The 25,693-nt window shown below is 68.6% G+C and carries 21 protein-coding genes; 7 read left to right on the top strand and 14 right to left on the bottom strand.

The features are described 5' to 3' along the window. Nucleotides 1-179 precede the first annotated feature (179 nt). From L1081_RS03990 to L1081_RS03975, 4 genes are all read left to right on the top strand, one after another. Nucleotides 180-3,710, top strand: coding sequence for a transglutaminase family protein (locus L1081_RS03990; protein ID WP_489415290.1), 3,531 nt, complete (start codon nucleotides 180-182; stop codon nucleotides 3,708-3,710). A gap of 84 nt (nucleotides 3,711-3,794) precedes the next feature. Continuing rightward, the gene (locus L1081_RS03985) at nucleotides 3,795-6,518 is read left to right on the top strand and encodes a circularly permuted type 2 ATP-grasp protein (RefSeq protein WP_489415289.1); all 2,724 of its coding nucleotides are present in this window, start codon (nucleotides 3,795-3,797) and stop codon (nucleotides 6,516-6,518) included. A 24-nt stretch (nucleotides 6,519-6,542) separates the two neighbouring features. After that, a complete protein-coding gene (locus L1081_RS03980) occupies nucleotides 6,543-7,523 on the top strand; it encodes a transglutaminase N-terminal domain-containing protein (protein ID WP_489415288.1) in 981 nt (326 codons plus the stop codon). Beyond that, nucleotides 7,520-7,978: an Atu1372/SO_1960 family protein gene (locus L1081_RS03975; protein WP_489415287.1), complete on the top strand. Its 459-nt coding sequence runs from the start codon at nucleotides 7,520-7,522 to the stop codon at nucleotides 7,976-7,978. The genes L1081_RS03980 and L1081_RS03975 overlap by 4 nt, the downstream gene beginning before the upstream one ends. A gap of 22 nt (nucleotides 7,979-8,000) precedes the next feature. Here L1081_RS03975 and L1081_RS03970 read toward each other — a convergent pair whose 3' ends face one another. From L1081_RS03970 to L1081_RS03935, 8 genes are all read right to left on the bottom strand, one after another. Beyond that, nucleotides 8,001-9,026, bottom strand: coding sequence for a substrate-binding domain-containing protein (locus L1081_RS03970; protein WP_489415286.1), 1,026 nt, complete (start codon nucleotides 9,024-9,026; stop codon nucleotides 8,001-8,003). A gap of 124 nt (nucleotides 9,027-9,150) precedes the next feature. Continuing rightward, nucleotides 9,151-10,134: an NAD(P)-dependent oxidoreductase gene (locus L1081_RS03965; protein ID WP_489415285.1), complete on the bottom strand. Its 984-nt coding sequence runs from the start codon at nucleotides 10,132-10,134 to the stop codon at nucleotides 9,151-9,153. Nucleotides 10,135-10,136: 2 nt separating this feature from the next. Next, nucleotides 10,137-11,090 carry a PfkB family carbohydrate kinase gene (locus L1081_RS03960; protein WP_489415284.1) on the bottom strand — a complete coding sequence of 318 codons (954 nt, stop codon included), beginning with the start codon at nucleotides 11,088-11,090 and terminating at the stop codon, nucleotides 10,137-10,139. A gap of 10 nt (nucleotides 11,091-11,100) precedes the next feature. Further along, nucleotides 11,101-11,844: a sugar phosphate isomerase/epimerase family protein gene (locus L1081_RS03955; protein WP_489415283.1), complete on the bottom strand. Its 744-nt coding sequence runs from the start codon at nucleotides 11,842-11,844 to the stop codon at nucleotides 11,101-11,103. Then, on the bottom strand, nucleotides 11,844-12,599 hold the full coding sequence (locus tag L1081_RS03950; protein ID WP_489415282.1) for an ATP-binding cassette domain-containing protein: 756 nt from the start codon (nucleotides 12,597-12,599) through the stop codon (nucleotides 11,844-11,846). Before L1081_RS03950 ends, L1081_RS03955 begins: the two co-directional genes overlap by 1 nt. A 32-nt stretch (nucleotides 12,600-12,631) precedes the next feature. Next, nucleotides 12,632-13,438 (bottom strand): transporter substrate-binding domain-containing protein, encoded by an 807-nt coding sequence (locus L1081_RS03945; RefSeq protein WP_489415281.1) that lies wholly within the window; start codon nucleotides 13,436-13,438, stop codon nucleotides 12,632-12,634. Nucleotides 13,439-13,487: 49 nt separating this feature from the next. Further along, nucleotides 13,488-14,141: an ABC transporter permease subunit gene (locus L1081_RS03940; RefSeq protein WP_489415280.1), complete on the bottom strand. Its 654-nt coding sequence runs from the start codon at nucleotides 14,139-14,141 to the stop codon at nucleotides 13,488-13,490. 29 nt (nucleotides 14,142-14,170) lie between these two features. Beyond that, nucleotides 14,171-14,842, bottom strand: coding sequence for an amino acid ABC transporter permease (locus L1081_RS03935; RefSeq protein WP_124961131.1), 672 nt, complete (start codon nucleotides 14,840-14,842; stop codon nucleotides 14,171-14,173). A gap of 136 nt (nucleotides 14,843-14,978) precedes the next feature. On the opposite strand from L1081_RS03935, the gene L1081_RS03930 reads away from it, so the two are divergent. Then, complete coding sequence (locus L1081_RS03930; RefSeq protein WP_489415279.1) at nucleotides 14,979-16,679, top strand: hypothetical protein; 1,701 nt, start codon at nucleotides 14,979-14,981, stop codon at nucleotides 16,677-16,679. Nucleotides 16,680-16,713: 34 nt separating this feature from the next. Continuing rightward, nucleotides 16,714-17,451 (top strand): metallophosphoesterase family protein, encoded by a 738-nt coding sequence (locus tag L1081_RS03925; protein ID WP_489415278.1) that lies wholly within the window; start codon nucleotides 16,714-16,716, stop codon nucleotides 17,449-17,451. A 3-nt stretch (nucleotides 17,452-17,454) separates the two neighbouring features. Here L1081_RS03925 and L1081_RS03920 read toward each other — a convergent pair whose 3' ends face one another. Together L1081_RS03920 and L1081_RS03915 are read right to left on the bottom strand one after the other, a co-directional pair. Beyond that, a complete protein-coding gene (locus L1081_RS03920) occupies nucleotides 17,455-17,991 on the bottom strand; it encodes an isochorismatase family protein (RefSeq protein WP_489415277.1) in 537 nt (178 codons plus the stop codon). 69 nt (nucleotides 17,992-18,060) lie between these two features. Next, nucleotides 18,061-19,653: an esterase/lipase family protein gene (locus L1081_RS03915; RefSeq protein ID WP_489415276.1), complete on the bottom strand. Its 1,593-nt coding sequence runs from the start codon at nucleotides 19,651-19,653 to the stop codon at nucleotides 18,061-18,063. A 199-nt stretch (nucleotides 19,654-19,852) separates the two neighbouring features. Here L1081_RS03915 and L1081_RS03910 point away from each other — a divergent pair, with 199 nt between their 5' ends. Continuing rightward, complete coding sequence (locus L1081_RS03910; RefSeq protein WP_489415275.1) at nucleotides 19,853-20,983, top strand: MBL fold metallo-hydrolase; 1,131 nt, start codon at nucleotides 19,853-19,855, stop codon at nucleotides 20,981-20,983. Nucleotides 20,984-20,995: 12 nt separating this feature from the next. Here the strand turns inward: L1081_RS03910 and L1081_RS03905 are convergent, their stop codons facing one another. Genes L1081_RS03905 through L1081_RS03890 form a run of 4 tightly spaced genes read right to left on the bottom strand, consistent with a single transcriptional unit; the run spans nucleotide 20,996 to nucleotide 25,679 of the window. After that, nucleotides 20,996-21,184, bottom strand: a complete 189-nt coding sequence (locus tag L1081_RS03905) for a hypothetical protein (protein WP_124961087.1) — start codon at nucleotides 21,182-21,184, stop codon at nucleotides 20,996-20,998. Continuing rightward, entirely contained in the window at nucleotides 21,184-23,577 is a 2,394-nt protein-coding gene (parC, locus tag L1081_RS03900) for a DNA topoisomerase IV subunit A (RefSeq protein ID WP_489415274.1), read from the bottom strand. The genes L1081_RS03905 and parC overlap by 1 nt, the downstream gene beginning before the upstream one ends. Before the next feature lie 46 nt (nucleotides 23,578-23,623). Then, nucleotides 23,624-24,745: a Kelch repeat-containing protein gene (locus L1081_RS03895; RefSeq protein WP_489415273.1), complete on the bottom strand. Its 1,122-nt coding sequence runs from the start codon at nucleotides 24,743-24,745 to the stop codon at nucleotides 23,624-23,626. Between the two features lie 43 nt (nucleotides 24,746-24,788). Next, nucleotides 24,789-25,679: a transglycosylase SLT domain-containing protein gene (locus tag L1081_RS03890; RefSeq protein WP_489415272.1), complete on the bottom strand. Its 891-nt coding sequence runs from the start codon at nucleotides 25,677-25,679 to the stop codon at nucleotides 24,789-24,791. Nucleotides 25,680-25,693 lie beyond the last annotated feature (14 nt).

The raw sequence follows: 25,693 nt of genomic DNA, 5'->3' as shown, positions 1-25,693 counted from the left end.
TCCAGAACACATGGTGCAAACCCTCCCCAGACTCACGCTCAGTGGCGCGTTAATTGCTTTGCTACCAGGGCCTGCCACCAATTCTCGAAGGCGCTTAATTGGTGACAGGCCCTAGGCTAGTATGCGTCTCACAAGAGACATCTTTTCGATGCAATCTCGCAGTACTGCACACAAAACGCATGTCCATTCACGCCGCACTCCACCACGTCACCCACTACAAATACGACCGCCTGGTGCAGTTGGGCCCGCAGGTCGTGCGCTTGCGTCCCGCGCCGCACTGCCGCAGCAACGTCATCTCGTATTCGCTGCAGGTCGAGCCGGCCGAGCACTTCGTCAACTGGATGCAGGACCCGTTCGCCAACTACCAGGCGCGGCTCGTGTTTCCCGAGAAGACGCGCGAGTTCAAGGTCACGGTCGACCTGGTCGTCGAGATGGCGGTCTACAACCCCTTCGACTTCTTCCTCGAGCCGCAGGCCGAGAACTTCCCGTTCAAGTACACCGCCTCGCAGGCCGAGGAACTCGCGCCCTACCTCGTCACCGAGGAACCCACGCCGCTACTGTCGGCCTACCTGGACAAGATCGAGCGCAAGGAGCAGCGCACCATCGATTTTCTGGTCGGCCTCAACCAGCAGGTGCAGCAGGACGTCAACTACCTGATCCGCATGGAGCCCGGCGTGCAGACGCCGGAAGAAACACTTGCCAGCGGCAGCGGCTCCTGCCGGGACTCGGGTTGGCTGCTGGTGCAGCTGTTGCGCCACTGCGGCCTGGCCGCGCGCTTCGTCTCGGGCTACCTGATCCAGCTCACGCCCGACGTGAAGGCGCTCGACGGCCCGAGCGGCACCACGGTCGACTTCACCGACCTGCACGCCTGGTGCGAGGTCTTCCTGCCGGGCGCGGGCTGGATCGGCCTTGACGCCACCTCGGGCCTGCTGGCCGGCGAAGGGCACATTCCGCTCGCCTGCACGCCCACGCCTTCGAGCGCCGCGCCCATCGAAGGCGCAGTGGACGAAGCCGAGGTCGACTTCGGCCATGAGATGAAGGTCACGCGCATCTACGAATCGCCGCGCGTGACCAAGCCCTACACCGAGGAACAGTGGGCCGAGGTGCTCGCGCTCGGCGATGCGGTCGATGCGCGCCTGAAAGCCGGCGACGTGCGGCTCACGATGGGCGGTGAGCCCACCTACGTGGCCACCAGCGACCGCGACGCGCCCGAGTGGAACACCGATGCGCTCGGCCCCACCAAGCGCGGCTACGCCACCGAGCTCGTGCACAAGCTGCGCGCCGAATACGGCCAGGGCGGCTTCCTGCATTTCGGCCAGGGCAAGTGGTACCCGGGCGAGCAGCTGCCGCGCTGGGCGCTGTCGATCTTCTGGCGCGCCGACGGCCAGACGCTCTGGCACGACCCCGAACTCTTTGCCGACGAGCGCGTGCCCACGCACTACACGAGCGAAGACGCGCGCCGCTTCACCACCGTGCTGGCGCACAAGCTCGGCATCACCGAGCGCTACGTCCAGCCCGGCTACGAAGACGTCTACTACTACCTCTGGCGCGAACGCCGCCTGCCGGTCAACGTCGACCCCTTCGAATCGAAGCTCGACGACGAGCTCGAGCGCGTCCGCCTGCGCCGCGTGTTCACGCAGAAGCTCGACGCGGTCATCGGCTACATGCTGCCGCTCGAACCCGCCAATGCCGATGCCGACGCGCCGGCACTCGAAGGCCCGGGCTGGAAAACCGGCCCCTGGTTCCTGCGCGACGACCGGCTCTACCTGATCCCGGGCGATTCGCCGATGGGCTACCGCCTGCCACTCGATTCACAGCCCTGGGCCAGCAAGGGCGACTACCCTTACCTGGTCGAGCGCGATCCCACCGCGCCGCGCGCTGCGCTGCCGAGTTCGGCCGACTACCGTGCGCGCTATACCGTGCCGGCCGGCGGCGCGGCGGGCGCCGACCTGGGCGCCGTGCCCTATGCCTTCGGCGCGCCGCCAGTGGTGCCTGCGGCCCTGCGCATGCAGGCGCCGGGCGAGACGGCCGCAGCAGGCACAGCCGCGAGCGGCGATGCCGCCGCAGCAGCAGCCACCCGTTCCTCCGCCACGCCGTCCACGCGCCAGCCGGTGCGCGGCGAGTCGGCCCACTGGGTCACACGCACCGCGCTGTGCGTCGAAGTGCGCGATCCGCGCCGCGCCAACGGCCCCGCGGCCGAGAAAAAGGGCAGCGCCTCGGGCGTGCTCTACGTCTTCATGCCGCCGCTCGCGCGCCTGGAGGACTACCTCGACCTGGTCGCGGCCGTCGAAGCCACCGCCCAGCAGCTTGGCATGCGCATCGTGATGGAAGGCTATCCGCCGCCGCGCGATCCGCGCCTGAAGATGCTGGCCGTCACACCCGACCCGGGCGTGATCGAAGTCAACATCCATCCGGCCCACAACTGGAAGGAACTGGTCGCCCACACCGAGTTCCTCTACAACGCCGCGTTCGAGACCCGCCTCTCGGCCGAGAAGTTCATGACCGACGGGCGCCACACCGGCACCGGCGGCGGCAACCACTTCGTGATGGGCGGCGCCACGCCGGCCGACAGCCCGTTCCTGCGCCGGCCCGAGCTGCTCGCGAGCCTCCTGCTCTACTGGCACAACCACCCCTCGCTGAGCTACCTGTTCTCGGGCATGTTCATCGGCCCGACCAGCCAGGCGCCGCGCGTGGACGAGGCGCGCAACGACCAGGTCTACGAGCTCGAAATTGCGCTGAAGGAAATCGCGAGGAGCCGCGAGATCCACGGCCAGAACATGCCGGCCTGGCTGGTGGACCGCACGCTGCGCAACATCCTGATCGACGTGTCGGGCAACACCCACCGCAGCGAGTTCTGCATCGACAAGCTCTACTCGCCCGACTCGAGCACCGGCCGCCTCGGCCTGCTGGAGCTGCGCGCCTTCGAGATGCCGCCGCATGCGCGCATGAGCATTGCGCAGCAGCTGCTCATTCGCGCGCTGGTGGCCCGCTTCTGGGACGAGCCGTACAAGGCACCCGTCACCCGCTGGGGCACCGAGCTGCACGACCGCTTCCTGCTGCCGACCTTCGTCAGGATGGATTTCGACGACGTGATCAGCGAGATGCGCCAGGCCGGCTTCGCCTTCGATGCCGACTGGTTCGCGCCGCACCTGGAGTTCCGCTTTCCGCTGGTGGGCCAAGTGCAGGCCATGGGCGTGGAACTGTCGCTGCGCAATGCGCTGGAGCCCTGGCACGTGATGGGCGAGGAAGGCTCCGCCGGCGGCACGGTGCGCTACGTCGATTCGTCGCTCGAGCGCATCGAGGTGCGCGTGACCGGCCTGAACGAAAGCCGCCACGTGATCACCGTCAACGGCAAGGTGCTGCCGCTGCAGCCCACGGGCACCGTCGGCGAGTTCGTGGCGGGCGTGCGCTACAAGGCCTGGAACCCGCCATCGGCGCTGCATCCGAGCATCGGCGCCCATGCACCGCTGACCTTCGACATCGTCGACACCTGGATGAAGCGCTCGCTGGGCGGCTGCCGGTACTTCGTGGCCCACCCCGGCGGGCGCAACTACGACACCTTTCCGGTCAATGCCTACGAGGCGGAAAGCCGGCGCATGTCGCGCTTCACGCGCATGGGCCACACACCGGGTCTGATGCGCACGCCGCCGGCCACCATCGAGCTCGCGGGCAGCCGCGAATTCCCGTTCACGCTCGATTTGCGGCGCTAAGAGGGGTTTGAAAAGCCCGCAAGAGGACATTCAGCACATCGCCCGTCATCCGACCGGTGACGGCAATGTGACAATCCACCTCCTGTGGAACCCCTGAACGAATCCCTGTTCGACGCCCAGGCGCTGGAATTTCCAGCCGCCCTGGCGTCGGCGCTCGCGCCGGCCGCCCTACCCGGCCACTTCGATGAACTGCGCGGGCAGGCCACGCCCGCGGTGCCCGCGCGGCCGGCCGCGGGCACCGCGGCATTGGCGCCGATGCCGCCCATGCTCTACGACGCTGCGGCGCAGCCGCCAGGTCCGTCGCAGGCCCAAACCCAGACCCAGGTCCTTCAGCCCCCCTCCGGCGACACCCCGCCCCTCACGCCCGCCTGGAACGCCTTCTTCGAGCAGCTCGGCCCGGGCGGCTTCAGCGACCTGCCAAGGCGCGCAGTCAGCCTCGAGCGGCAGATCCGGGACAACGGCGTCACCTACAACGTCTATGCCGACGCCGACGGGCCGCAGCGCCCTTGGTCGCTCGACCTGTTCCCGCTGATCGTCTCGCCCGAGAGCTGGAGCCAGATCGAAACCGGCGTGCTGCAGCGCATGCGCGTGCTCGACCGCGTGATGGCCGATGTCTACGGCCCGCAGCAGCTGCTGGCCGAAGGCCTGCTGCCGGCGGCGCTGGTGTGCGGCCACCCCGGCTACCTGCGCGCCCTGCACGGCGTGAAACCGCCGGGCGACACATGGCTGCACATCGCGGCCTTCGACCTCGCCCGCGGGCCCGACGGCAACTGGTGGGTGGTGTCGCAGCGCACCCAGGCACCCTCGGGCCTGGGCTACCTGCTCGAGAACCGACTGGCCATCACGCGCCAGTTCCCGCAGGCCTTCGAGGCCCTGCAGGTGCAGCGCCTGGCCGCAACCTACAGCGCCATGATGGACGGCCTTCAGCGCATGTGCCCGGCCGGCGCGCCGCCGCACATCGCGCTGCTGACGCCCGGCCCCTACAACGAAACCTACTTCGAGCACGCGTACCTGGCACGCTATCTGGGCTTGACGCTGGTCGAGGGCAGCGACCTCACCGTGCGCGACCAGCGCCTCTACCTCAAGACCCTGCAGGGGCTGCGGCCGGTGCACGGTCTCATCAAGCGGCTGGACGACCAGTTCCTCGACCCGCTCGAGCTGCGCCCCGATTCCACGCTGGGCGTGCCGGGCCTGCTGCAGGCGATTCGGGCCGGCAATGTGCTGGTGGCCAACATGCCGGGCTCGGCTTTCCTCGAATCGCCCGCGCTGCTGGGCTTCCTGCCCGGGCTCGCGCGCCGCCTCATCGGCGAAAAGCTCAAGCTGCCGGCGCTGCCGACCTGGTGGTGCGGCGAGCGCGCCGCGCTCGAGGCGGTGCTGCCGCAGCTCGGCGACTGCGCCATCAAGCCCACCTATCCCGGGTCCGACGGACAGACCAGCTTCGACGCGGTGCTCGGCAGCCAGCTGAGCCGGCGCCAGCTCGACGAATGGGCCGGCCGCATCGTGCGCGAGGGCGAGGCCCACACGGTCCAGAGCTACCTGCCGCTGTCGCAGATGCCCACCTGGGCCAATGACATGGGCCCAGGCCACATCGCGCCGCGCGCGATGCTGCTGCGCGTCTTTGCGGTGAGCGATGGGCCGCAGTCCTGGCGCGTGCTGCCGGGCGGGCTGGCGCGGCTGGCGGGCCGCGATGCGCAGATCGCCTCCATGCAGCGCGGCGGCAGCAGCGCCGACGTGTGGGTGCAGACGCACGGCGAAGTCGACCGCACCACACTGCTGCAGCCGCATGCCACGCCGGCCTCGCTCGCGCGGCACCGCGCGCCCGTGACCAGCCGCGCGGCCGAGAACATGTTCTGGCTCGGCCGCTACACCGAGCGCGCCGAAAACGCGGTGCGCCTCGCGCGCCTCACGCTCAATCTGCTGGGCAGCGAAGACCAGTCGTCGCGCCCGCTGCTCGACTGGCTGCACCGCATGGCGCTGCGCAATGCGCTGGTGCCGGCCGAGGCGCCGAGCGCGCCACAGTCGCGCCGCGTGTTCGAACGCGCGCTGATCGCCGAGCTCGGAGACGTGGAGCGCGGCGGCAGCGTGGGCTTCAGCCTGCGCTGCATCCGGCAGGCCGCCGCCGCCGTGCGCGAACGGCTCTCGCAGGACACCTGGAACCAGATCGTGCGCGCCGAGGCCGACTTCCTGCGGCGCGCGGCCGAGCAGGCTGGCGAAGGCAGCTTCGCCACCGGCGCCGCGCTGCGCGCGCTCGAATCCGCCAGCACCGCGCTCGCCGCCATGACCGGCGCGCAGACCGACCGCATGACGCGCGACGACGCCTGGCGCCTGCTGTCGATCGGCCGCCACATCGAACGGCTGGGCTTTCTTGCGAGCGCGCTGGAGGCCGGCTTCGAGAACGGCGCCGTGCACGAAGTGAGCGGCTTCGAAGCCATGGTGGCGCTGTTCGACAGCACCATCACCTTCCACGCCCGCTACCAGCAGCGGCGCGACGTGGCCACGCTGGTCGACCTGCTGGTGCTCGATGCCGAGAACCCGCGCTCGCTGGCGTGGGTCACGCAGACGCTGCGCGGGCGCATTGCGCGCCTGGCCGGCAGCGCGCCCGGCAAGCTCACCGCGCTGTCGTACGAACTGCCCGATCCCGCCGCCTGGACGCTCGAGCATCTCTGCGCGGCCGGCGCCGAGGCCGACTACCCGGCACTGGTCCAGCTTCTGGCCAGTTGCGAGACGGCGGCCTACCATGTGTCCGACGCCGTCGGCACGCGCTATTTCACGCTCACTTCCGAATCGCTGCGCTCGGTCGGAGCCTGACTGCGCTTTCCCCTGCGAGGCCCCATGCTCCTTCACGTCACGCACGAAACCCGCTACGAATATTCGCCCGCGGTCGAAACGGCGCAGCACCTGGCCCACCTGAAGCCGCTGGCCACCGGTTCGCAGCGGCTCGTGAGCCACAAGCTCGCGATCGAGCCGCAGCCTGCCCAGCGCAGCGAAGTGCCCGACGTCTACGGAAACACCCGCGCCTTCTTCGCGCTCGAGGCCACGCACGACAGCCTGGTCGTCACGGCCGAAAGCGTGGTCGAAACCTCGACGCCGCAGCTCGCGCCCGCCATTGCGCGCGAGCTGCCCTGGGAGGCCGTGCGCGAGCGCTTCCGCTACCGCAAGGACGCCATCTTCGACCCGGCCTCGGAGTTCGTGTTTCCGTCGCCCTACGTGCCGCGCCATGACGACTTCGCAGCCTATGCCCGCGCGAGCTTCGCACCCGAGCGGCCGACCTTCGACGTGGCGATGGACCTCACCGAGCGCATGTACCGCGACTTCGCCTACGACGCCGACAGCACCGAGATCAACACGCCCGCCGCCGAGGCACTGGCGCAGCGCAAGGGCGTGTGCCAGGACTTCGCCCACATCATGATCGCCTGCTTCCGCGTCATGGGCCTGCCGGCGCGCTACGTGAGCGGCTACCTGCTCACGCAGCCGCCGCCGGGCCAGCCGCGGCTGGTGGGCGCCGATGCCTCGCACGCCTGGGTGTCGGTCTACCTGCCGGGCGCGGGCGACGGCCCCGAAAGCGCCGGCGGCTGGGCCGACTTCGACCCCACCAACGGGCGCCAGCCGGGCGAAGACTATGTCGCGCTCGCGATCGGCCGCGACTACTCCGACGTCTCGCCGATGCGCGGCGTGCTGCACGGCGGCGCGCGCCACACGCTCAAGGTGGGCGTGACGGTGCGCCCCATCGAGGAGCTGCGCGCGCAGGCCGAAGAGGCCGCGCAGTCACAATCACAGACTCAATCGCAACCCACTGAAAAGGATCTTCAATGAGCGTTTACGACAAGCTTTCCAGCCTCGGCATCACCCTGCCCCCGGTCGCCGCCCCCGCCGCGGCCTACGTGCCCTTCGTGCGCACCGGCAACCTCGTTTTCCTCTCGGGCCACATCGCCAAAAAGGACGGCAAGGTGTGGGCCGGACAGCTCGGCGCAAACATCGGCACCGAAGAAGGCAAGCAGGCCGCGCGCGCCATTGCCATCGACCTGCTCGGCACGCTGCATGCGGCCGTGGGCGACCTGAACAAGGTCACGCGCATCGTCAAGGTCATGAGCCTGGTCAACTCCGTGGGTACGTTCACCGAACAGCACCTCGTGACCAACGGCGCGAGCGAATTCTTCGCCGAAGTGTTCGGCCCCGAGAAGGGCGCGCATGCGCGCAGCGCGTTCGGCGTGGCGCAGGTGCCGATGGGTGCCTGCGTCGAGATCGAGCTGATCGCCGAAATCGCCTGAGCGGCCGGCGCCTGCGCGGCGCCTAGGCCGGCTGCGACGAGCCCCGCACCACCAGTTGCCCCGGCAGCAGCAGCTGGCGCGGTGCGGCATCCAGCCCTCGCAGCCGCTCGATCAGGCAAGTGGCGGCCGTGCGGCCGATGGCGTCGGTCGGCTGCGCCACGGTGCTCAGGCCGGGGCCGATCAGCGAAGCCCATTCGGGATCGTCGAAGCCGACGAAGCCCAGGTCCTGCCCGAACTGCCAGCCCAACCGCGCCATCGACTGCGCGATGCGCAGCGTGACCACCGCATTGCCCGCGACCACCGCCGCCCGGCGCCCGCGCCTGGCGCGCTGGCGCAGGGCACGCAATGCCTCGTCGAGCGCATCGCTGTCGCCCTCGACGCTTTCGAACACCTCGCCCGCCACGCGCGGCTCGTGCGCGGCCACGCAGGCACCGAAGGCGGCCGTGCGCTCGCGCCGCGAGCTCACGCCCTTCTGCGGCTCCGTCACGTAGAGCAGTTCACGGTAGCCGCCCTCGACGAGGTGGCCGCAGGTGTCGCGCATGGCCGAATGGTTGTCGAGCGAGACGAAGTCGGTGTGCATGCCGGTGTGGCGGCGGTCCACCAGCACCGCGGGCTTGCCGTGCAGCGTGACCGCATCGACCACGTTGCTGCCGCGGCCCAGCGTGTTGAGGATGAAGCCGTCGACCTGGTAGCCCGCGAGCGCATCGATGGCTTCGCGCTCGCGTTCGCTCTCGTTACCCAGGTTGAACAGCATCACGAGGTAGCCGGCGTCCTGGCAGGCCTTCTCGGCGCCGCGCAGCACGGCCACCGAATAGGGGTTGGTGATGTCGGCCACGATCAGGCCGATGAGCCGCGAGCGCCCATGGCTCAGCGCCTGCGCCATCGGGCTCGGCGTGTAGGCCAGCTTGGCGATGGCCGCCTCCACGCGCGCCGCGATGTCGCGGCTCAGCAGCCGCTCGCGGTGGTTGAGAAAGCGCGAGACGGTCGCCTTGGAAACGCCCGCCGCCTCGGCGACGTCGGCGATGGTGGCGCGGCCGCTGGGGTTCATGGATTTGCTCCTTCCTCCGCCGGGGGAAGGTTGGGATGGGGGCAGGCAGAGCGCTCGATGGACGCGCCGCTGGCCCCCACCCCCGCCCTCCCCCGAAAGGGGAGGGAGAAAATCCTCAAGGGACTCATGCAGCCGCCGTGTCGTACGGCGCAGTCGGCTTCTCGCCGGCCAATGCCTGCAGCAGGTTGGTCGTCGCAAGTTCCGCCATGGCGTGCCGCGTCTCGTGCGTGGCCGATCCGATGTGCGGCAGCGGCGTCACGCGCGGATGCGTGCGCAGCGGCGAATCGGCGGGGAGCGGCTCCTTCGCGAACACGTCGAGCCCGGCCGCGCGCAGCGTGCCGTGGTCCAGCGCGTGCAGCAGCGCTTCTTCGTCCACCGTGGCGCCACGGCCGCCGTTGATGAAGGCCGCGCCGGGCTTCATGCACGCGAAGAAGGCGGCGTCGATCATGCCGCGCGTCGCATCGGTCAGCGGCAGCATTGCCAGCACGATGTCCGAGCGCGCGAGCAGCTCGTCGAGTGGTGTGTGCGTGGCGAGGCCCTGCAGTTCGGGCGCCTGCGCGGCCAGGTCGACCGGGCGGCGCGCGTGGTAGAGCACCGGCATGCCGAAGCCCAGCGCGGCGCGCCGTGCCACGGCCTGGCCGATGCGGCCGAAGCCGAGGATGCCGAGCGTCTTGCCATGGACGTCGGTGCCGAAGAGTTCTTCGCCGATGTTCTTCGTCCAGCGGCCTTCGCGCACGAGGTTCGAGAGCTCGACCACGCGGCGCTGCGTGGCCATCAGGATCGCGAACACCGTGTCGGCCACAGTCTCGGTCAGCACGTCGGGCGTGTGGCACAGCACGATGCCGCGCTTGTGAAGTTCCGCGAGCGGATAGTTGTCGACACCGACCGACACGCTCGAAATCACCTGGAGCTGCGGTGCCGCGTCGAGCAGCGCAGCATCCACGGTGTGGCTCGAACCTATGAGGCCGTTCGCGGTGCGCAGCGCCGTGGCAAAAGCCTCAGGCTCCTTGCGCGGATCGGCCACGGTCACATGGTGCGCGACCTGCAGGCGCACCAATTGGTCTTCGGGCAATGGCCGAAAAACAAGCACGTTCTTTTTTGTCGTCATGGTCAGAGTCCCGCTTCTTCGAGTTGCGCACGCGTCGGCAAGCCTTCGGTATCGCCCAGCACCTGCACCGCGCGCGCGCCGATCCAGGCGCCGCGGCGCACGGCCTCGGGCACGCTCCTGCCCTCGAGCAATGCGCTCACCACGCCGGCCGCGAAGCCGTCGCCCGCGCCCACGGTGTCGATCACTTCCTTCACCGGAAAGCCGTCGACATGCCCGGTGCCGGCCACGTCGCTGTCGTAGTAGGCACCGGCGGCGCCGAGCTTGACGACCACGAGCTTCGCGCCGCGGTCGCGGTAGAACCTCGCCACGTCTTCGGGCTTGTCATGGCCGGTGAGCAGCAGGCCTTCCTCGATGCCCGGCAGCACCCAGTCGGCGCGCGAGGCCAGCTCGTTGATCCAGTGGCGCATGGTCTCGGTCGACGGCCACAGCGTGGGCCGCAGGTTGGTGTCGAACGAGATCGTGCGGCCGGCCGCGCGCATCACCTCCATGGACTTGAGCGCAGCCTGCAGGCTGGTGTCGGAGATGGCCGCGAACACGCCCGTGGCATGCAGGTGGCGCGCCGAGCGCAGCCAGGCCTCATCGACATCGGCCGGGCCCATCTGGCTCGCGGCCGAGCCCTTGCGGTGGTATTCGACCGGCGGATCGCTGCCGTCGGTGACGCGGCCCTTGAACTGGAAGCCGGTGCGCTGCGCCGGGTCGCAGATGACGTGCGAGCAGTCGATGCCCTCGCCCTTCATCGCCGCGATCAGGTAGCGCCCCATCGAGTCGGTGCCCAGGCGGCTGGCCCAGCCCACCTTGAGCCCCAGGCGCGAGAGGCCGATGGCCACGTTGGTCTCGGCGCCGGCCGTGCGCTTGTGGAACGCCTGCGCGTCCTCCAGCGGGCCGGGCCGGTCGGCCACGAGCAGCAGCATGGCTTCACCGAACAGGGCGACGTCGAAAGCAGTGGGTTCTGTCATGTGTTTCTCCCTAGGCCCGCGCAGCGCGGATGAAGTCGACCTGCGCGCGCACGACGGCCGGCAGGTCGTCGCCCACCAGAGGATATTCGATGGCATGCGGCACATCGGCGGGCAGCGTGCGCAGCACCGCGCGCCACGGCGCGGCCGAGTCGGCCAGCGGCACCGCCACCCACTTGTGCGGCAGCCGCTGCGCGCCCTTGCAGTGCACGTAGCGCACGCGGCGGCCCAGCGCCTGTGCGGCCTGCAGCGGGCACTCGCCGAGCCAGTGCCAGTTGCCCATGTCGAAGGTCATGCCGAGTTCGACGCCGGCGCGGTCGGCCGCATCGAAGAAGGCCTGCAGCGCGGGCAGCGTGCCGGCGCGCACGGTCTGGTCGTTCTCGATCAGCAGTTCGACGCGGGTTTCCGCAAGCTGCACCTTCAGGCCCCAGAGCGAACCGTGCGAAGAAGCGCGGAAGTCGCCGATCGACATCTTGAGCCGCCGGGCACCCAGCCTGGTTGCGGCCGCGATGCCGCGCGCCAGCGCGGCGCTGTCGAGCCAGCCGCCTTCGGCCCAGAGCCCTTCGGGGCTCGAATACACCGAGGCCAGGCCGGCCAGCGCAGGCAGCTCCGCGTCGGCGTTGCGCAGCATCTCGCCGCGCACCTCGACCGAATCGGCACCGGCCTCCAGCGCCATCTGCGCACACCAGAGCTGCCCATGCCTACCCACCTCGGCCGCACCGAAGGACGACAGAGAAATCAGTACCTGGAGGGACATCAGTGGGCCTGGTGCGAACTCAGGATCTGGCCGAGGAACTGGCGCGTGCGCTCGTCCTTCGGATTGCCGAAGAATTCCTGCGGCGGCGCCTGCTCGACGATCTTTCCGTCGGCCATGAAGATCACGCGGTCGGCCACGCTGCGGGCAAAGCCCATCTCGTGCGTCACGCACAGCATGGTCATGCCGTCTTCGGCCAGGCCGATCATGGTGTCGAGCACTTCCTTGACCATCTCGGGGTCGAGCGCCGAGGTGGGCTCGTCGAACAGCATGATCTTGGGCGCCATGCACAGCGCCCGCGCAATCGCCACGCGTTGCTGCTGGCCGCCCGAAAGCTGGCTAGGGTACTTGCCGGCCTGCTCGGGAATGCGCACGCGCGTGAGGTACTTCATGGCCACCTCTTCGGCCTGTGCACGGGTCATGCCGCGCGAGCGCATCGGCGCCAGCGTGCAGTTCTCCAGGATGGTGAGGTGCGGAAACAGGTTGAACTGCTGGAACACCATGCCCACTTCGGCGCGCACCGCGTCCACGTTCTTGCCGCCGGCCGTGAGCTCGATGCCATCGACCACGATGCGGCCCTTCTGCACCGTCTCGAGCCGGTTGATGCAGCGGATGAGCGTGGACTTGCCCGAGCCCGAAGGCCCGCAGATCACGATGCGCTCGCCCTGGCGCACCGACAGGTCGATGCCGGTCAACACCTGGAATTCACCGTACCACTTGTTGACCGCTTCCATGCGGATGATCGATTCCGTCGTCATGCCAGGATTCCTTCTTCTTCAGCCTTCGAAGCTCACTGCATCTTGGGCAGGTCGGCCTGCAGCCACTTCTGGTAGAGCTTGTTGAGCTCGCCATTGGCGGTGTTCTTCGCGACGAATTCGTTCACGGCCTTGGCCAGCTCTTCCTGGCCCGGACGCATCGCGATGCCCATCGACTGCTGCACCAGCGTGAACTTGTTCTCGTAGGTGCCGGCGGGCACGCGCTTGGCAATCTGCGCCGCCACGGTGACCGAGCAGCCGATCGCATCGACCTGGCCCGACATCAGCGCCTGCATGGCCGAGGCGTCGTCGTCGAAGCGGCGGATTTCGGTGCCCTCCGGTGCGGCCTTGGTCACGGCCACGTCCTGCGTGGAAGCGCGCGCCACGCCCACGCGCAGGCCTTTCAGGTCGCCGGCCGCCTTGATGGGGGTCTTGGTGGCGCCATAGAGCACGATGGTCGCGGCCGCGTAGGGCTGCGAGAACTGCACCTGCTTGGCGCGCTCCGGCGTGATGGCCAGCGAAGCGACCAGCACATCGACCTTGTTGGTCAGCAGGAAGGGAATGCGGTTCGGGCCGGTCACCGGCACGATGTTGGCCTTGACGCCCCAGTCCTTGGCCAGCAGCCTGGCCACGTCGGCGTCGTAGCCGTCGGGCTGGTTCTGCGCATTGGTGGTGCCGTAGGGCGGAAAGTCGACCAGCATGCCAATGGTGATCTCGCCCTTCTTCTTGATGTCGGCCACGGTCTGTGCCGAGGCGAAGGGTGCGAACACGGTGAGTGCGGCGCCCAGTCCCAGGGATGCGAGGGCTGCCAGCGCTGCGCGGCGGGTGGTGGTACGGGTCATGGAAAGTGTCTCCTGGATAAAGAAGGAAGCAATGAGAAAGGGAAAGGAATCAGCGGACCAACGCACGGGCACGCTTGCGCTCCATGCGGGCTGCAAGCAGCGACAGCGGCCAGCAGATCGCGAAGTAGATGGCGGCCACCACCGAGAACACGACCAGCGGCTGGAAGGTGGCGTTGTTGACGATCTGCCCGGCGCGCGTGACCTCGACGAAGCCGATGATCGCGGCGAGCGATGTGCCCTTGATGATCTGCACCACATAGCCCACCGTGGGCGCGAGCGCGATCTTCAGCGCCTGCGGCAGCACCACGTCGCGCATGCGCGCTGCGTACTTGAGGTTGAGCGCCTGCGCCGCCTCCCACTGGCCGCGCGGAATGGCCTCGATGCAGCCGCGCCAGATCTCGCCGAGGAAGGCGGCGCTGTTCAGGATGAGCGCGACGCCGGCCGCCACCCAGGGGTTGATGTCCAGCCCCAGCACCGGCGCGCCGAAGAACACCAGGAACAGCTGCAGCAGCAGCGGCGTGCCCTGGAAGATCTGGATGAAGGTGGTCGACACGCCGCGCGCCCAGGGCGACTCCGACGTGCGCATGAGCGCGATGGCGAGCCCCAGGATCGCGCCGCCCACGAAGGCGATGGCCGACAGCGCAAGCGTCCACTTGGCCGCTTCGAGGATGAAAAGGAATTCGGGAAAGCCGAAGGTACGCATGGTTTTTTCCTGCTCCGCTCTGGGGCCTGCTACCGGCGGTCCGGGTAGTTGAGCGTGCGCTTGTAGATCAGCTTGAACATCGCCGAGAAGGCCAGCGCCAGCGCAAGGTAGATGGCGGCCACCACGATGTAGATCTCGAAGCTGCGGAAGGTCTGCGACTGCAGGTTGGCGGCCACCGAGGTCAGGTCATCGGCCGAGATGACCGACACCACGGCCGAGCTCAGCATCAGCAAGATGAACTGGCTCGTGAGCGCCGGGTAGATGGCCTTGAGCGCGGGCTTGATGATCACGAAGCGGAAGATCTCCCAGGGCTTGAGGTTGAGCGCCCTGCCCGCCTCGATCTGCCCCTTGGGAATCGACTCGATGCCCGCGCGGATGATTTCCGTGGCGTAGGCGCCAAGGTTCACCACCATGGCCACCAGCGCGGCCGTCTGCGGCGACCAGCGCAGCCCGATGGCCGGCAGCGCGAAGAAGAAAAAGAACAGCTGCACGAGGAACGGCGTGTTGCGGATCACCTCGATGTAGGCGTTGATGAAAAAGCGCAGCCAACCGGGCCCCGAGGTCTTGCCCCAGGCGCAAAAAATCGCGACCACCAGGCCCAGCAGCGTGGCAACGAGCGAGAGCTGGATCGTGATCCAGGTGCCCTTGAGCAGCAGCGGCCAGGCAGCAAAGACGGCGTCGAATTGAAACTGGTAGTTCATGGGGTGGGGCGAACACGGCGTGGCCATGCGCATGCCTCGAAAGCAATGCTTGCAGCTTATATGAAACCGGTTTCAGTCCAAGGCAGGGATTTCCCTAGGTCGGTCTTTCGGCAGCCCTTCTGCCTACACTCGCGCGATGCTGAATACATCCGAGGCCACCGTGCCCGCGCCGGCAGTTGCACCTCCTGCGGTGCAGCATTTCAGGCAGGCCCTGCTCTGGCCCCTGCGGCTGGTGCCGGCCCCCGACGCCAAGCCCACGCACCACGGCCCCTGGCACGTGCTGCGCGAGATGGGCGAGGCCTCGCCCTGGCGCGAGGAGATCGACGAATACACCGGCGACAGCAGCCGCTTTCACGAGCGGCACTACAACGAGTTCGTGAGCTTCCTGCCGTACGTGCAGCGCTTCCTCTACGGCGAAGGCCGCTCGAAGAACAGGGACGGCGCGGACACCGGCAGCGACGGCGATTCGCCGATGCGCATCTTCCGGCGCCACGACATTGCGGCCGTGCGCGTGGTGGCGCAGCAGGGCGACGCGCCGATCACGCTCGACGTGGTGCATTGCGACCTGTATTTCTTCTTCGACATCGACGTGGTGCTGCTCAACCTCGAGGTCGGCGCCGACCACCTGAGCCTCGCGCAGGCGCAGGACCTGCTCTACCGCTTCGGCCGCGCCTATCCCGCGGGCTGGAACGCCGAGGGCGGTGCGCTGCATTGCATGGCCAGCGTCGAATGGCTGGCCGCCGACGGCAGCGTGCTCGCGCGCTCGGATGCGCAGCAGCGCGAAGCCTTTCTCTCGCACGTGGCCCAACACCGTGCGCCGCGCATCTCGGCCCACTGGGCCTACCTGATGCAGCCGCTGGTGAGCGACCATTCCGAAGACCCCGGCGTGCTGCGCTACCGCCAGATCGAGTACTACCGCATGCCGGTGATGGCCTATCTTTCGCTCGACGATCCCAAGCGCCTCACGCGCAACGACTTCATCCGGCTCGGGCTCGTCACCGGCGCGGCCGAAGCCGATGCGGCGCAGCATGCCCACCTGCCCTACGCGGAGCAGCACCTGGCCGACTTCGAGCATCGCTACTGCTACGACCGCTTCTGGGTCGATGCAGGCGCCGCGCCCAACACGCGCTACCTGTGCAACGGCCATGCGCTGATCGTGGTGGGCGATGCACGCTCTGATTTCTTCTGCTGCCGCGACCGCGGCGTGCTCGCGCAGTTCCGCCACCAGCACTTCCTGCTGTTCCTGATTGCGCACTTCCAGAAGGCGGCGCTGCTGATGTTCTCGGACCAGCTGGTCGAGGCGCTCAAGCGGCTCGACATCCACAGCACGCCGAGCGTGAAGCAGTTCAAGCGCGCGATCCGCTCGAGCTTCGAGCGCTTCCTGCGCTTCACGCACCGCTACTGGTTCCACGAGATCTCGGAGCAGGCGCAGGTGCGCGCGCTCTCCCACATGTGCACCGCGCACCTCGGGCTCGATCCGCTCTACGACGAGGTCAAGGCACGCATCGCCGACATGAACACCTACCTGGACGCCGACAGCCTGCGCCGCCAGGCCAGCACCGTGGTGCGGCTTACGGTGGTCACGCTGTTCGGCCTGATCGGCACGGTGACGACGGGCTTCCTCGGCATGAACCTGCTGGCCGAGGCCGACGCGCCGCTGTGGCGCAAGGCGATCTGGTTCGGCGTGGTGTTCGTCTTCACCACCTGGCTCACCATCTACACGATGGTGAAGTCGCAGCGGCTGTCGGACTTCATCGACGCGCTGTCGAACGACCGGCTGAGCCTGAAGGGCAAGCTGGCGGCACTCGCGCGCGTGTGGCGGCGCGGCGCGGACTAAGATCGCGCCCCTTCTTCCTGTACAGGGTCTGCGAATGCGCATAGCCATCGTCTCCGACATTCATGGAAACCTCCCCGCACTCGAAGCCGTGGTCGAAGACATTACCCGCCGCGGCGCGGATGCCATCGTCAACCTCGGCGACAGCCTCTCCGGTCCGCTGATGCCGCTGGAGACCGCGCAGTTCCTGATGGCGCAGGACTGGATCCACCTCGCAGGGAACCATGAACGTCAACTGCTCACATTGCCTCCAGACAGGCGCGGAGCGTCCGATGCGTTCGCGCATGCCCGGCTCGGCACCAGGGAGTTCGAGTGGATGGCTTCGCTCCGGCACAGCCTGCGCTTCAGTCCGGAAGTCCTGCTCTGCCATGGCACGCCGGCCAGCGACCTCGAATACTTCCTGGAGACCGTGGAGCCCACGGAGTTCCGCCCGGCCACGCAGGCGGAAATCGATGCGCGGCTCGGCGAAGTCGATGCGGAACTGATCGCCTGCGGTCACACGCATGTGCCGCGCATGGCGCGTGCATCCAGCGGGCAGCTGATCGTCAATCCGGGCAGCGTCGGCCTGCCGGCCTACGACGACATTCACCCGTATCCGCACGCCGTCGAAACCGGCTCGCCGAAGGCGCGCTATGCCATTGTCGAGCGGCGCGAAGAAGGCTGGACCTCCCGGCTGGTCGCAGTGCCCTACGACCACGTGGCCATGGCGGCACTGGCGCTTGCGCACGAGCGGCCGGACTGGGCCCATGCCCTCGCCACCGGGCGCATGCCCTAGGGATCAATCGCCGAACACGATCTTCGCGCTGGGCACCGCGCGGACCGGCACGCCGAAGCTCGTGATGTCCGACAGCGTGGCATTGTGGTGCGCGCGAATGAAGCCGCCGGTGGCGTGCGGCTTGTCGTGCGAGGTATGCGCATCGGCCGCGAGCACGACCTCGTAGCCGAGCGCGGCGGCTCGGCGCGCGGTGGTGTCCACGCAGAACTCCGACGAGTAGCCGCAGATCACCACGCACTGCACCCCATGCCCTGCGAGCCATGCCTGCAGCGGCGTGCGCAGGAACGAATCGGCCGTGGCCTTGCGGATCCTCGTGTCGCCCGGATCGACTTCCAGCGCGCTGGAAAGCTGCCAGCGCTCGGAATCGAATTCGAGGTCGACGGCGTTCTCGTGCTGGATGAAAGCCACCGGCACGCCCGCGGTACGGGCGCGCCCTGTGAGGTCATTGATCCGCTGCGCGACCTCGGCGGCCTCGTGGGGGCGAGGCAGGTCGTCATAGAGGCCACGCTGCATGTCGATGACGAGAACGGCAGTTTTCATGGGGGAGGAGAAGGCAGGACCCTGGACCGCCCCGAGTATGACGCCGACGCCCGCCGGACGACGCTTCCTTCAACTCCAGGCGCTCACCTCCAGCCGCACCTTGCCGCTGATGCCTGGCGCCGCCGGGGCTGCGCCCAGGCTCGACAGCGGCACGATGAACTGCAGCTTGCCGTCGGCCAGCTGCTTCGGGCTCATCGGCAGCGAGGCCTGTCCCGCGGTGTCGGTCTGCCAGCCGTACTTCACGTTCCAGTTCTGGGCCGCGTCGCCGGGCTGGGGCGGCGCAATCTCGATCACCAGCGTGTCGCGGAACAGCGAGCTGCCTTCGTAATGGCCGTCGAGCCAGAACTTCTTGTTCACCTGGTAGTCGGGCACGCGCACGCCAAGCGTCATCGCGTAGGCCAGCGTCGGCCGGTCCTGCTTCACGCGCGCCTTGTTGGCAAGGAACACGGTCGAAAGATAGATCGAGCGGCGCTCGGGCTTCTCGGGGTCGGTCAGCTCCTTGTGCGTGCGGCAGGCGGGCGAGTCTTCCTCGGCCACGCGCCGGCTCAGGTACCAGCGCTTGCCGCGCGGCGCGGCCAGCAGTTCGACCTGGTAGAGCGCGTCGACATCGGCGTCCTTGGGCAAGTCGGGCGGCAGCGTCACGCCATCGACCTCGAACCAGAGATCGACGCGCACGTCGCCGAACAGGAAGCGCACGAGGTTCTGGTAGGCCTCCTCGGAATTGACGATGCCGAAGTAGCCCGAGTGCGAACGAAAGGCGTAGGCAGTGGCCACCGGCTTGCTGCGCTTCGCATCGTCGATGGACCACAGCGAGGCGTTCTCGATGCGCACCAGCCCGTCGCTGCCGTGGCCCGCGAACATGCGCGAGAGGCCCTTGGCGGCCTCGTAGTCGCCGCGGTTGGAGCCCACCATGCAGAAGAAGCGCTCGGCCGGAAACGCGGCCGCCGGCAGGTAGTCCATGCGGCCATCGACCGGCGCCGTGTCCAGGAACTCCGACATCCGCTCGCGGTTGAAGGTGTTCATCTCGTTGGCCGTGAGCCAGGCCGGCACGTTGATGCCGCCCATGTCGATGCCGTTGTGCGGCGTGGCACAGGTGAACACCTTGTCGACGCAGGCGCGCGCCGCCGCATCGCCGAGCGCCGGGTTCTGCAGGAAGGCCCGTACCACCAGGCCGCCCATCGAATGCGCCACCAGGTAGCAGCGGAAGTCGGCCGGCGAAAAGGCGGGCCCCTCGCGCAGCGCCACCAGGTCGCGCACGCGGAGGATCAGCTTGCTCAAACCCTGCGCATAAATCTTCACGTCGCGCGACTTGCCGTCGCCCAGCAGTTCCGAGCCGCTGTCGTAGTAGCGGTAGATGACGATCGATGCGGCCGGAATGCCGTCCACGTCCTTGCCGGTTTCGTCGGGCGAGGGCTTCCAGTCGTTGTCGAGGATGTCGAGGCCGTTCTGGTAGACGCTCTGGTACTGGAAGTCGGCCAGCAGGCGCACTACCGGAGACTCGAAGACGAACTTCTGCGCCGGCGCATCCTTCTTCACGGTGGCGCGGTAGACGGTGGAGCCCACGTTGAATCCGCAGAACGGATCGGCCGCGGTGTCGTCGCGCTCGGCTTCGGTCATGGCGTAGCCGCGCACGTAGATGATGGGATAGCGGTTGCTGCTCATGTGTGGTCGCCTCCTCGAAGCCCGCGAAACGTGGCGCGCTTCAGTGTGCCGCGCGATGCCGCAGGCGGCCATAGAACGCATGGCATACGACGAGCGGTGCGGAAATGCCCCTGTGCGCCGAATGTTTCTGCCGCTGAAACCATTGGCGGCGGCGCGCCGGCTAAGCTCGCGCCGCAAAAACCCGCCCACATCGCAGCCCATGAACGACGCCGCCCGCCTCTCGATCGCCTTCCCGAAGCTGAAGCGCCGCCTTCGCAGTTACGGCACCTTGCTCTTCGCGGCCAGCTGCGCACTGGTGGCTGGTTGCGCCAGCAACAGCGGATGCGAGGCGCGCTACGACGCATCGCCGCAGTTCAAGGGCTGCAACTTCCAGAACCTGCCGAACCCGGACGTGCTGCCTTCGGCCAGCGGCTGGCGGATCTGGTCGCGCTTCATCGTCGGCGACAAGGTGGGCACCGCGCCGGTCGATCCGATTCCGGTGCGCATGCTGGCCACCGCCGACCTGGAGGCGCTCGACCCCAAGGCCAACCACGTGGTGCGGCTCGGCCATTCGTCGCACCTGCTCAAGCTGCAGGGCAAGTACTGGCTGATCGATCCCGTGTTCAGCGAGCGCGCGTCGCCGTTCACCTGGGTGGGGCCCAAGCGCTTCCACAAGCCGCCGCTCACGCTCGAGCAATTGCCGCCGATCGAAGGCCTGATCCTCTCGCACGATCACTACGACCACCTCGACGTGGCCACCATCGAGTACCTGGCTCAGCGCGTGCAGCGCTACTTCGTGCCGCTGGGCGTGCGCGCGCGGCTGGTGGCCATGGGCGTGCCCGCGGAACGCGTGACGGAGCTCGACTGGTGGCAAGGCGGCGAGCACGACGGCGTGAAGCTCACCGCCACGCCGGCGCAGCACTTCTCGGGCCGGACGCTGACCGACCGCGACCGCACGCTGTGGGCGTCATGGGTGGTGCAAAGCGGCGAGCAGCGCATCTTCTACAGCGGCGACTCGGGCTACTTTCCGGGCTTCAAGCAGATCGGCGAGCGCTTCGGCGGCTTCGACCTGGCGCTGATGGAAAACGGCGCCTACGACGCCTACTGGCCCGCCGTCCACATGACGCCCGAGCAGAGCGTGCAGGCCTTCGAGGACCTGCGCGGCAAGGTGCTCTATTCGGTGCACAACACCACCTTCGACCTGGCCTTCCACACCTGGCACGATCCGCTGGACCGCATTGCCAACCTGTCGCAGGCGAAGAAGATCGAACTCGCCACGCCGGTGATCGGCGAAGTGCTCACGGTGGGAAAGGCGCGCACCAACGAGCGCTGGTGGCAGGGCCTGCGCTGAGGCAAAAAGGCCCTAGCCGCGTTCCTTGCGCTCGCGCGCCCGGCGCTGCTGCCGGGTTTCGTTGGCCTGCGCCGCGATGCGGTCCTTCTCGCGCTGTTTGGCCCCGCGCTTCAGGCGCATGCGCCGGCCGAACCAGAAGCTGGCAAGGCCCGTGACCACCGCAATGAAGAGGCCGATGACGCTGATGTCGATGCCGCCCATCACAGCACCCGCACGATGCTCGTCGGCTTGAAGCCAAGGTCGGCCGCCTTGCCCTTGCGCGCACGGCTGCCGCGCGCGTTGTTGAGCGTGCGGATCTCCAGCGTTTCATCGCGCTCCTTGCCGCCGCGGCCGATGCCTTCGATCTTCACGCTGCGCGTGTAGGCCGCGGCACCCGCCAGCGTGTCCTTGGCGTCGAGGTCGATCAGCGTGAGCCCGCGGCCGCCCTTGGGCAGGCTCTTGAGCTCGGCAATGTCGAAGGTCAGGATGCGGCCGCCGGTCGAGGCGCAGGCCACGTGCGTGGCGGCCGGCATCGGCTCGGCGCCGCTCGCGCCGCCCACCAGAGACGGACGGCAGAGCTGCTCGCCCTCGCCCACGTCGATGAAGGCCTTGCCGCCGCGCTGGCGCGACATCATGTTCTCGACGGTGGCAATGAAGCCGTAGCCGCCGGTGTTGGCCAGCAGCACGCTGGCACCCACCGGACCCGCGAAGAAGTGCGTGACGTGCGTGCCGGCATCGAGCTCGATGAGCGTGGTGACTGGCTGGCCGTCGCCGCGCGCGCCGGGCAGCGAGGCCACGGGCACGGTGTAGACGCGCACGCTCTTGTCCTTGGCCGAGCCGAACACCAGCAGCGTGTCGACGCTGCGGCACTCGAAGGCGCCGTAGAGCGCATCGCCGGACTTGAAGCTGTACTCGGGTGCGGCCGTACCGTTGGCGCCGTTCTTCTCGCTGGCCCAGCCCTTCTGCGCGCGGACCCAGCCCTTCTGCGAGACGATCACGGTCACGGGCTCGTCGACCACCTTCACTTCGGCCACGGCGCGCTTCTCGGCCTGGATCAGCGTGCGGCGCGGGTCTTCGAAGGTCTTGGCGTCGGCCTCGATTTCCTTCACCAGCAGGCGGCGCAGGGCCGCCGGGCTGCCGAGGATGTCCTCGAGCTTCTTCTGCTCGTCGCGCAGGCCTTTGAGTTCCTGTTCGATCTTGATGGCTTCGAGCCGCGCAAGCTGGCGCAGGCGGATTTCAAGGATGTCCTCGGCCTGCCGTTCGCTGAGGTTGAAGCGCGCGATGAGCGCCGCCTTCGGGTCTTCGGCCGCGCGGATGATCGCGATCACCTCGTCGATGTTGAGCAGCACCAGCTGCCGGCCCTCGAGGATGTGAATGCGCTCCAGCACCTTGTTGAGCCGGTGCCGCGAGCGCTTCTCGACGGTGACCTCGCGGAACGCGATCCACTCGTTGAGCATCTGCCGCAGCGACTTCTGCGTGGGCTTGCCGTCGATGCCCACCATCGTGAGGTTGATCGGCGACGAGGTCTCGAGGGAGGTCTGCGCGAGCAGCGTGGTGATGAACTCTTCCTGGCTGATGCGCGAGGTCTTGGGCTCGAACACCAGGCGCACCGCGGCGTCCTTGCTGGATTCATCGCGCACCACGTCGAGCACCGAAAGCATCGCGGCCTTGAGCTGGGTCTGGTCGGCGCTCAGGGCCTTCTTGCCGGCCTTGACCTTCGGATTGGTGATTTCCTCGATTTCCTCGAGCACCTTCTGCGTGCTGACGCCCGGCGGCAGCTCGTTGACCACCAGCTGCCACTGGCCGCGCGCGAGGTCTTCGATCTTCCAGCGCGCGCGCACCTTGAGCGAGCCGCGGCCGGTGCGGTAGGCGTCGGCAATGTCGGCCGGCCCGCTGATAATCTGCGCGCCGCCCGGGTAGTCGGGGCCGGGCACGATCTGCAGCAGTTCCTCGTCGCTGAGCTTGCCGTTCGACTTGATCAGCGCCACGCAGGCATCGGCAATCTCGCGCAGGTTGTGGCTCGGGATCTCGGTGGCCAGGCCGACCGCGATGCCGCTCGCGCCGTTGAGCAGCGTGAAAGGCAGCCGCGCGGGCAAGAGGCGCGGCTCCTCGGTGCTGCCGTCGTAGTTGGGAATGAAGTCGACCGTGCCTTCATCGATCTCGTCGAGCAGCAGGCTGGTGATGCGGGCCAGGCGCGCTTCGGTGTAGCGCATGGCCGCGGCGCCGTCGCCGTCGCGGCTGCCGAAGTTGCCCTGGCCGTCGACCAGCGGATAGCGCTGCGAGAAGTCTTGCGCCATGCGCACCAGCGCGTCGTAGGCGGCCTGGTCGCTGTGCGGGTGGAAGCGGCCGAGCACGTCGCCGACCACGCGCGCGCTCTTGACGGGCTTGGCGCCCACGGTGCCGTTGGTGCCGCCGAAGCCCAGGCCCATGCGCGACATCGAATAGAGGATGCGCCGCTGCACCGGCTTCTGGCCGTCGGACACGTCGGGCAGCGCGCGGCCCTTGACCACGCTGAGCGCGTATTCGAGGTAGGCGGTCTGTGCGTAGTCGGCAAGGGTGAGGGTGGTGTCGCCGTCGGTGGGACCCTGGAGATCGAGCGGAGGTTGGGAGTCCATGTGGAAGAGAGAAAGAGAAACAGTTGGGGGCCGTGCGCTTGCGCGCTCAGCCTAATGTGAAGGCCTCGTGCACCGCGGATTGCACGGCGCCGCCGAGCACCGCGCCGCCGCCGGCCACGTAGATCCAGTCGCCGATCGCCGCGGCGCCCACCGCGTGGCGCGGCGTGGTCATCGGGGCATGGCGCTGCCAGCTGTCGGCCACGGGATCGTAGCTTTCCATCTGGCCGAACACCTTGGCCTGGCGCGGCACGCCGCCCACCAGGAAGCCGCCCTCCCCGCCCATGGCGAACAAGCGGCCGCGGTACACCACGAGGCCGTGGCCCGATCGCGCCGTGGGCAGCGGCGCACGCAGCTCCCAGGTGTCGCGCGCAGGCAGGTAGACGTGGTGCAGGTCGGTGTTGTATTCGAAGGTGTTGAAGCGCCCGCCGATCACATGGATCTGGCCGCCGTGCGCCACGCAGCCCACATGGTCGCGCGCGCCCGGCAGCGGCTTGGCGGAGGACCAGCGGTCGGCCTTGGGGTCGTAGACCTCGTGCCAGCCCACGCTCGCACGTTCGGCGGCAGGCTCGGAGGCACCGCCGATCAGGTGCAGCACGCCGCTCTGCATCACCGCGGCCGCGGCGCCACGCGGTCTCGGCAGCGGCGCGATGGCGCTCCAGCGGTTGGCCGCGATCTCGTAGACGTAGGCATTGGTGTCGGAGCGGCGGTTCTGTTCGACGAAGCCGCCCAGGGCGTAGACCCGGTCGCCATCGGCCACCACCGCCACGTGGTTGGCGCCGCGCGGCAACGGTGCGCCGTCGAGCCAGCGGTCGGCCTTGGGGTCGTAGATGTGGTGGTAGTCGCGGTTGACCGCGCCCTCGCCATAGCCGCCGACCACGTGCATGCGCCCTTGCGCCGCGGTGGCCCAGGCCATCTCGCTGCGCGGAATGGGCAGCGCCGCGCGCGGCACCCAGCGGCCCGCGGGACCGGCCGGCGCGCGGCTGTCGGTGACGCGCTGGGCTTCCTGCTCGGGCGTCATGTGGTGCGGAACGCCGCCCTGCAGCCGCGCGTAGGGTTCCTTCGACGAAGGCGCCGGCGGCAGCGTGTCGTGCGTGGCCGCGTGCTGCGCACGCGCGGCGCCGGCCACCGCGCAGGCGGCGGTCGCGAGAACGAAGCTTCGGCGGTGCATGAAGAACGGCTCCTTCATCGGCGGGGAAAGGCGGGGCGGGCCATCAGGACACCGGCGCGCCCGAGCCGCCGTCCGGCACCGCCGATGGCCCGGGGGCATCGGGCATGGCCGGCATGGCCCCCGGCGAATCGGGCGGCATGTTGCCGCGGCCCAGGGCACCGCCCTTGGGCACCGTGAGTTCCATGCGGATGCGCCCCGGCGTCTTGCCGCCGCGCCCGCCGCCGCTTGCCATGGCCGATGATCCCGCCGCCGATGGCTTGAGGTAGGCGTAGAGCTGCAGCACGGTCTGCACGTAGTTCTGCGTTTCCTTGTAGTTGGGGATCTTGTTGCCCGCGCGCTGCACCGCGCCTTCGCCCGCGTTGTAGGCGGCGAGCGCCAGCTCGATCTGACCCGGGAACATGGCGATCAGGTCGCGCAGGTAGCGCGAGCCCGCGGCAATGTTGATGCGCGGATCGAACAGCTTCTTCTCGATGGTGCTGCGCTTGTCGGCTGCGACGCCATAGCGTTGCGCGGTGGCCGGCATGAGCTGCATGAGCCCCATCGCGCCCTTGGGCGAAACGGCCTGGGCATCGAAGCCCGATTCGGTGGCGATCAGCGCCTGCAGCAATTCGTAGTCGATCGAATGCTTGTTCGCCGCATCGCGCAACGCGGCCTTGGCGGTCTTGTAGCTTGGCGAGGCCTCGAACAGGGCCAGCAGGGTCTGCGACGCGTGCGGCACCTTTCCGTCGAGCTTGCGCCCGCCGCGCGCGAACGGCGCCAGGCCCTGCGAGGTGTCGAAGCTCTGGCCGCGGCGAAAGAAGACCTGGTAGCGCTCGTCGATCTTTTCCGACGCGAAGTGCGCCACGCCCTTGCTGTCGATGTAGCCGTAGACGTCAGCGGCGTGCACGAGCCCCTGCTGCGCGCACAGCAGCAGGGCCAGGAGCAACGGACGCATGAGATCTGGAATTT

It is taken from the genome of Variovorax sp. MSC1_012 (assembly GCF_023667525.1).
Taxonomy (GTDB): Bacteria; Pseudomonadota; Gammaproteobacteria; order Burkholderiales; family Burkholderiaceae_C; genus Variovorax; species Variovorax beijingensis_B.
The sequence above is the reverse complement of the archived record's forward strand: the minus strand, read 5'-3'. Positions and strand labels throughout refer to the sequence as shown.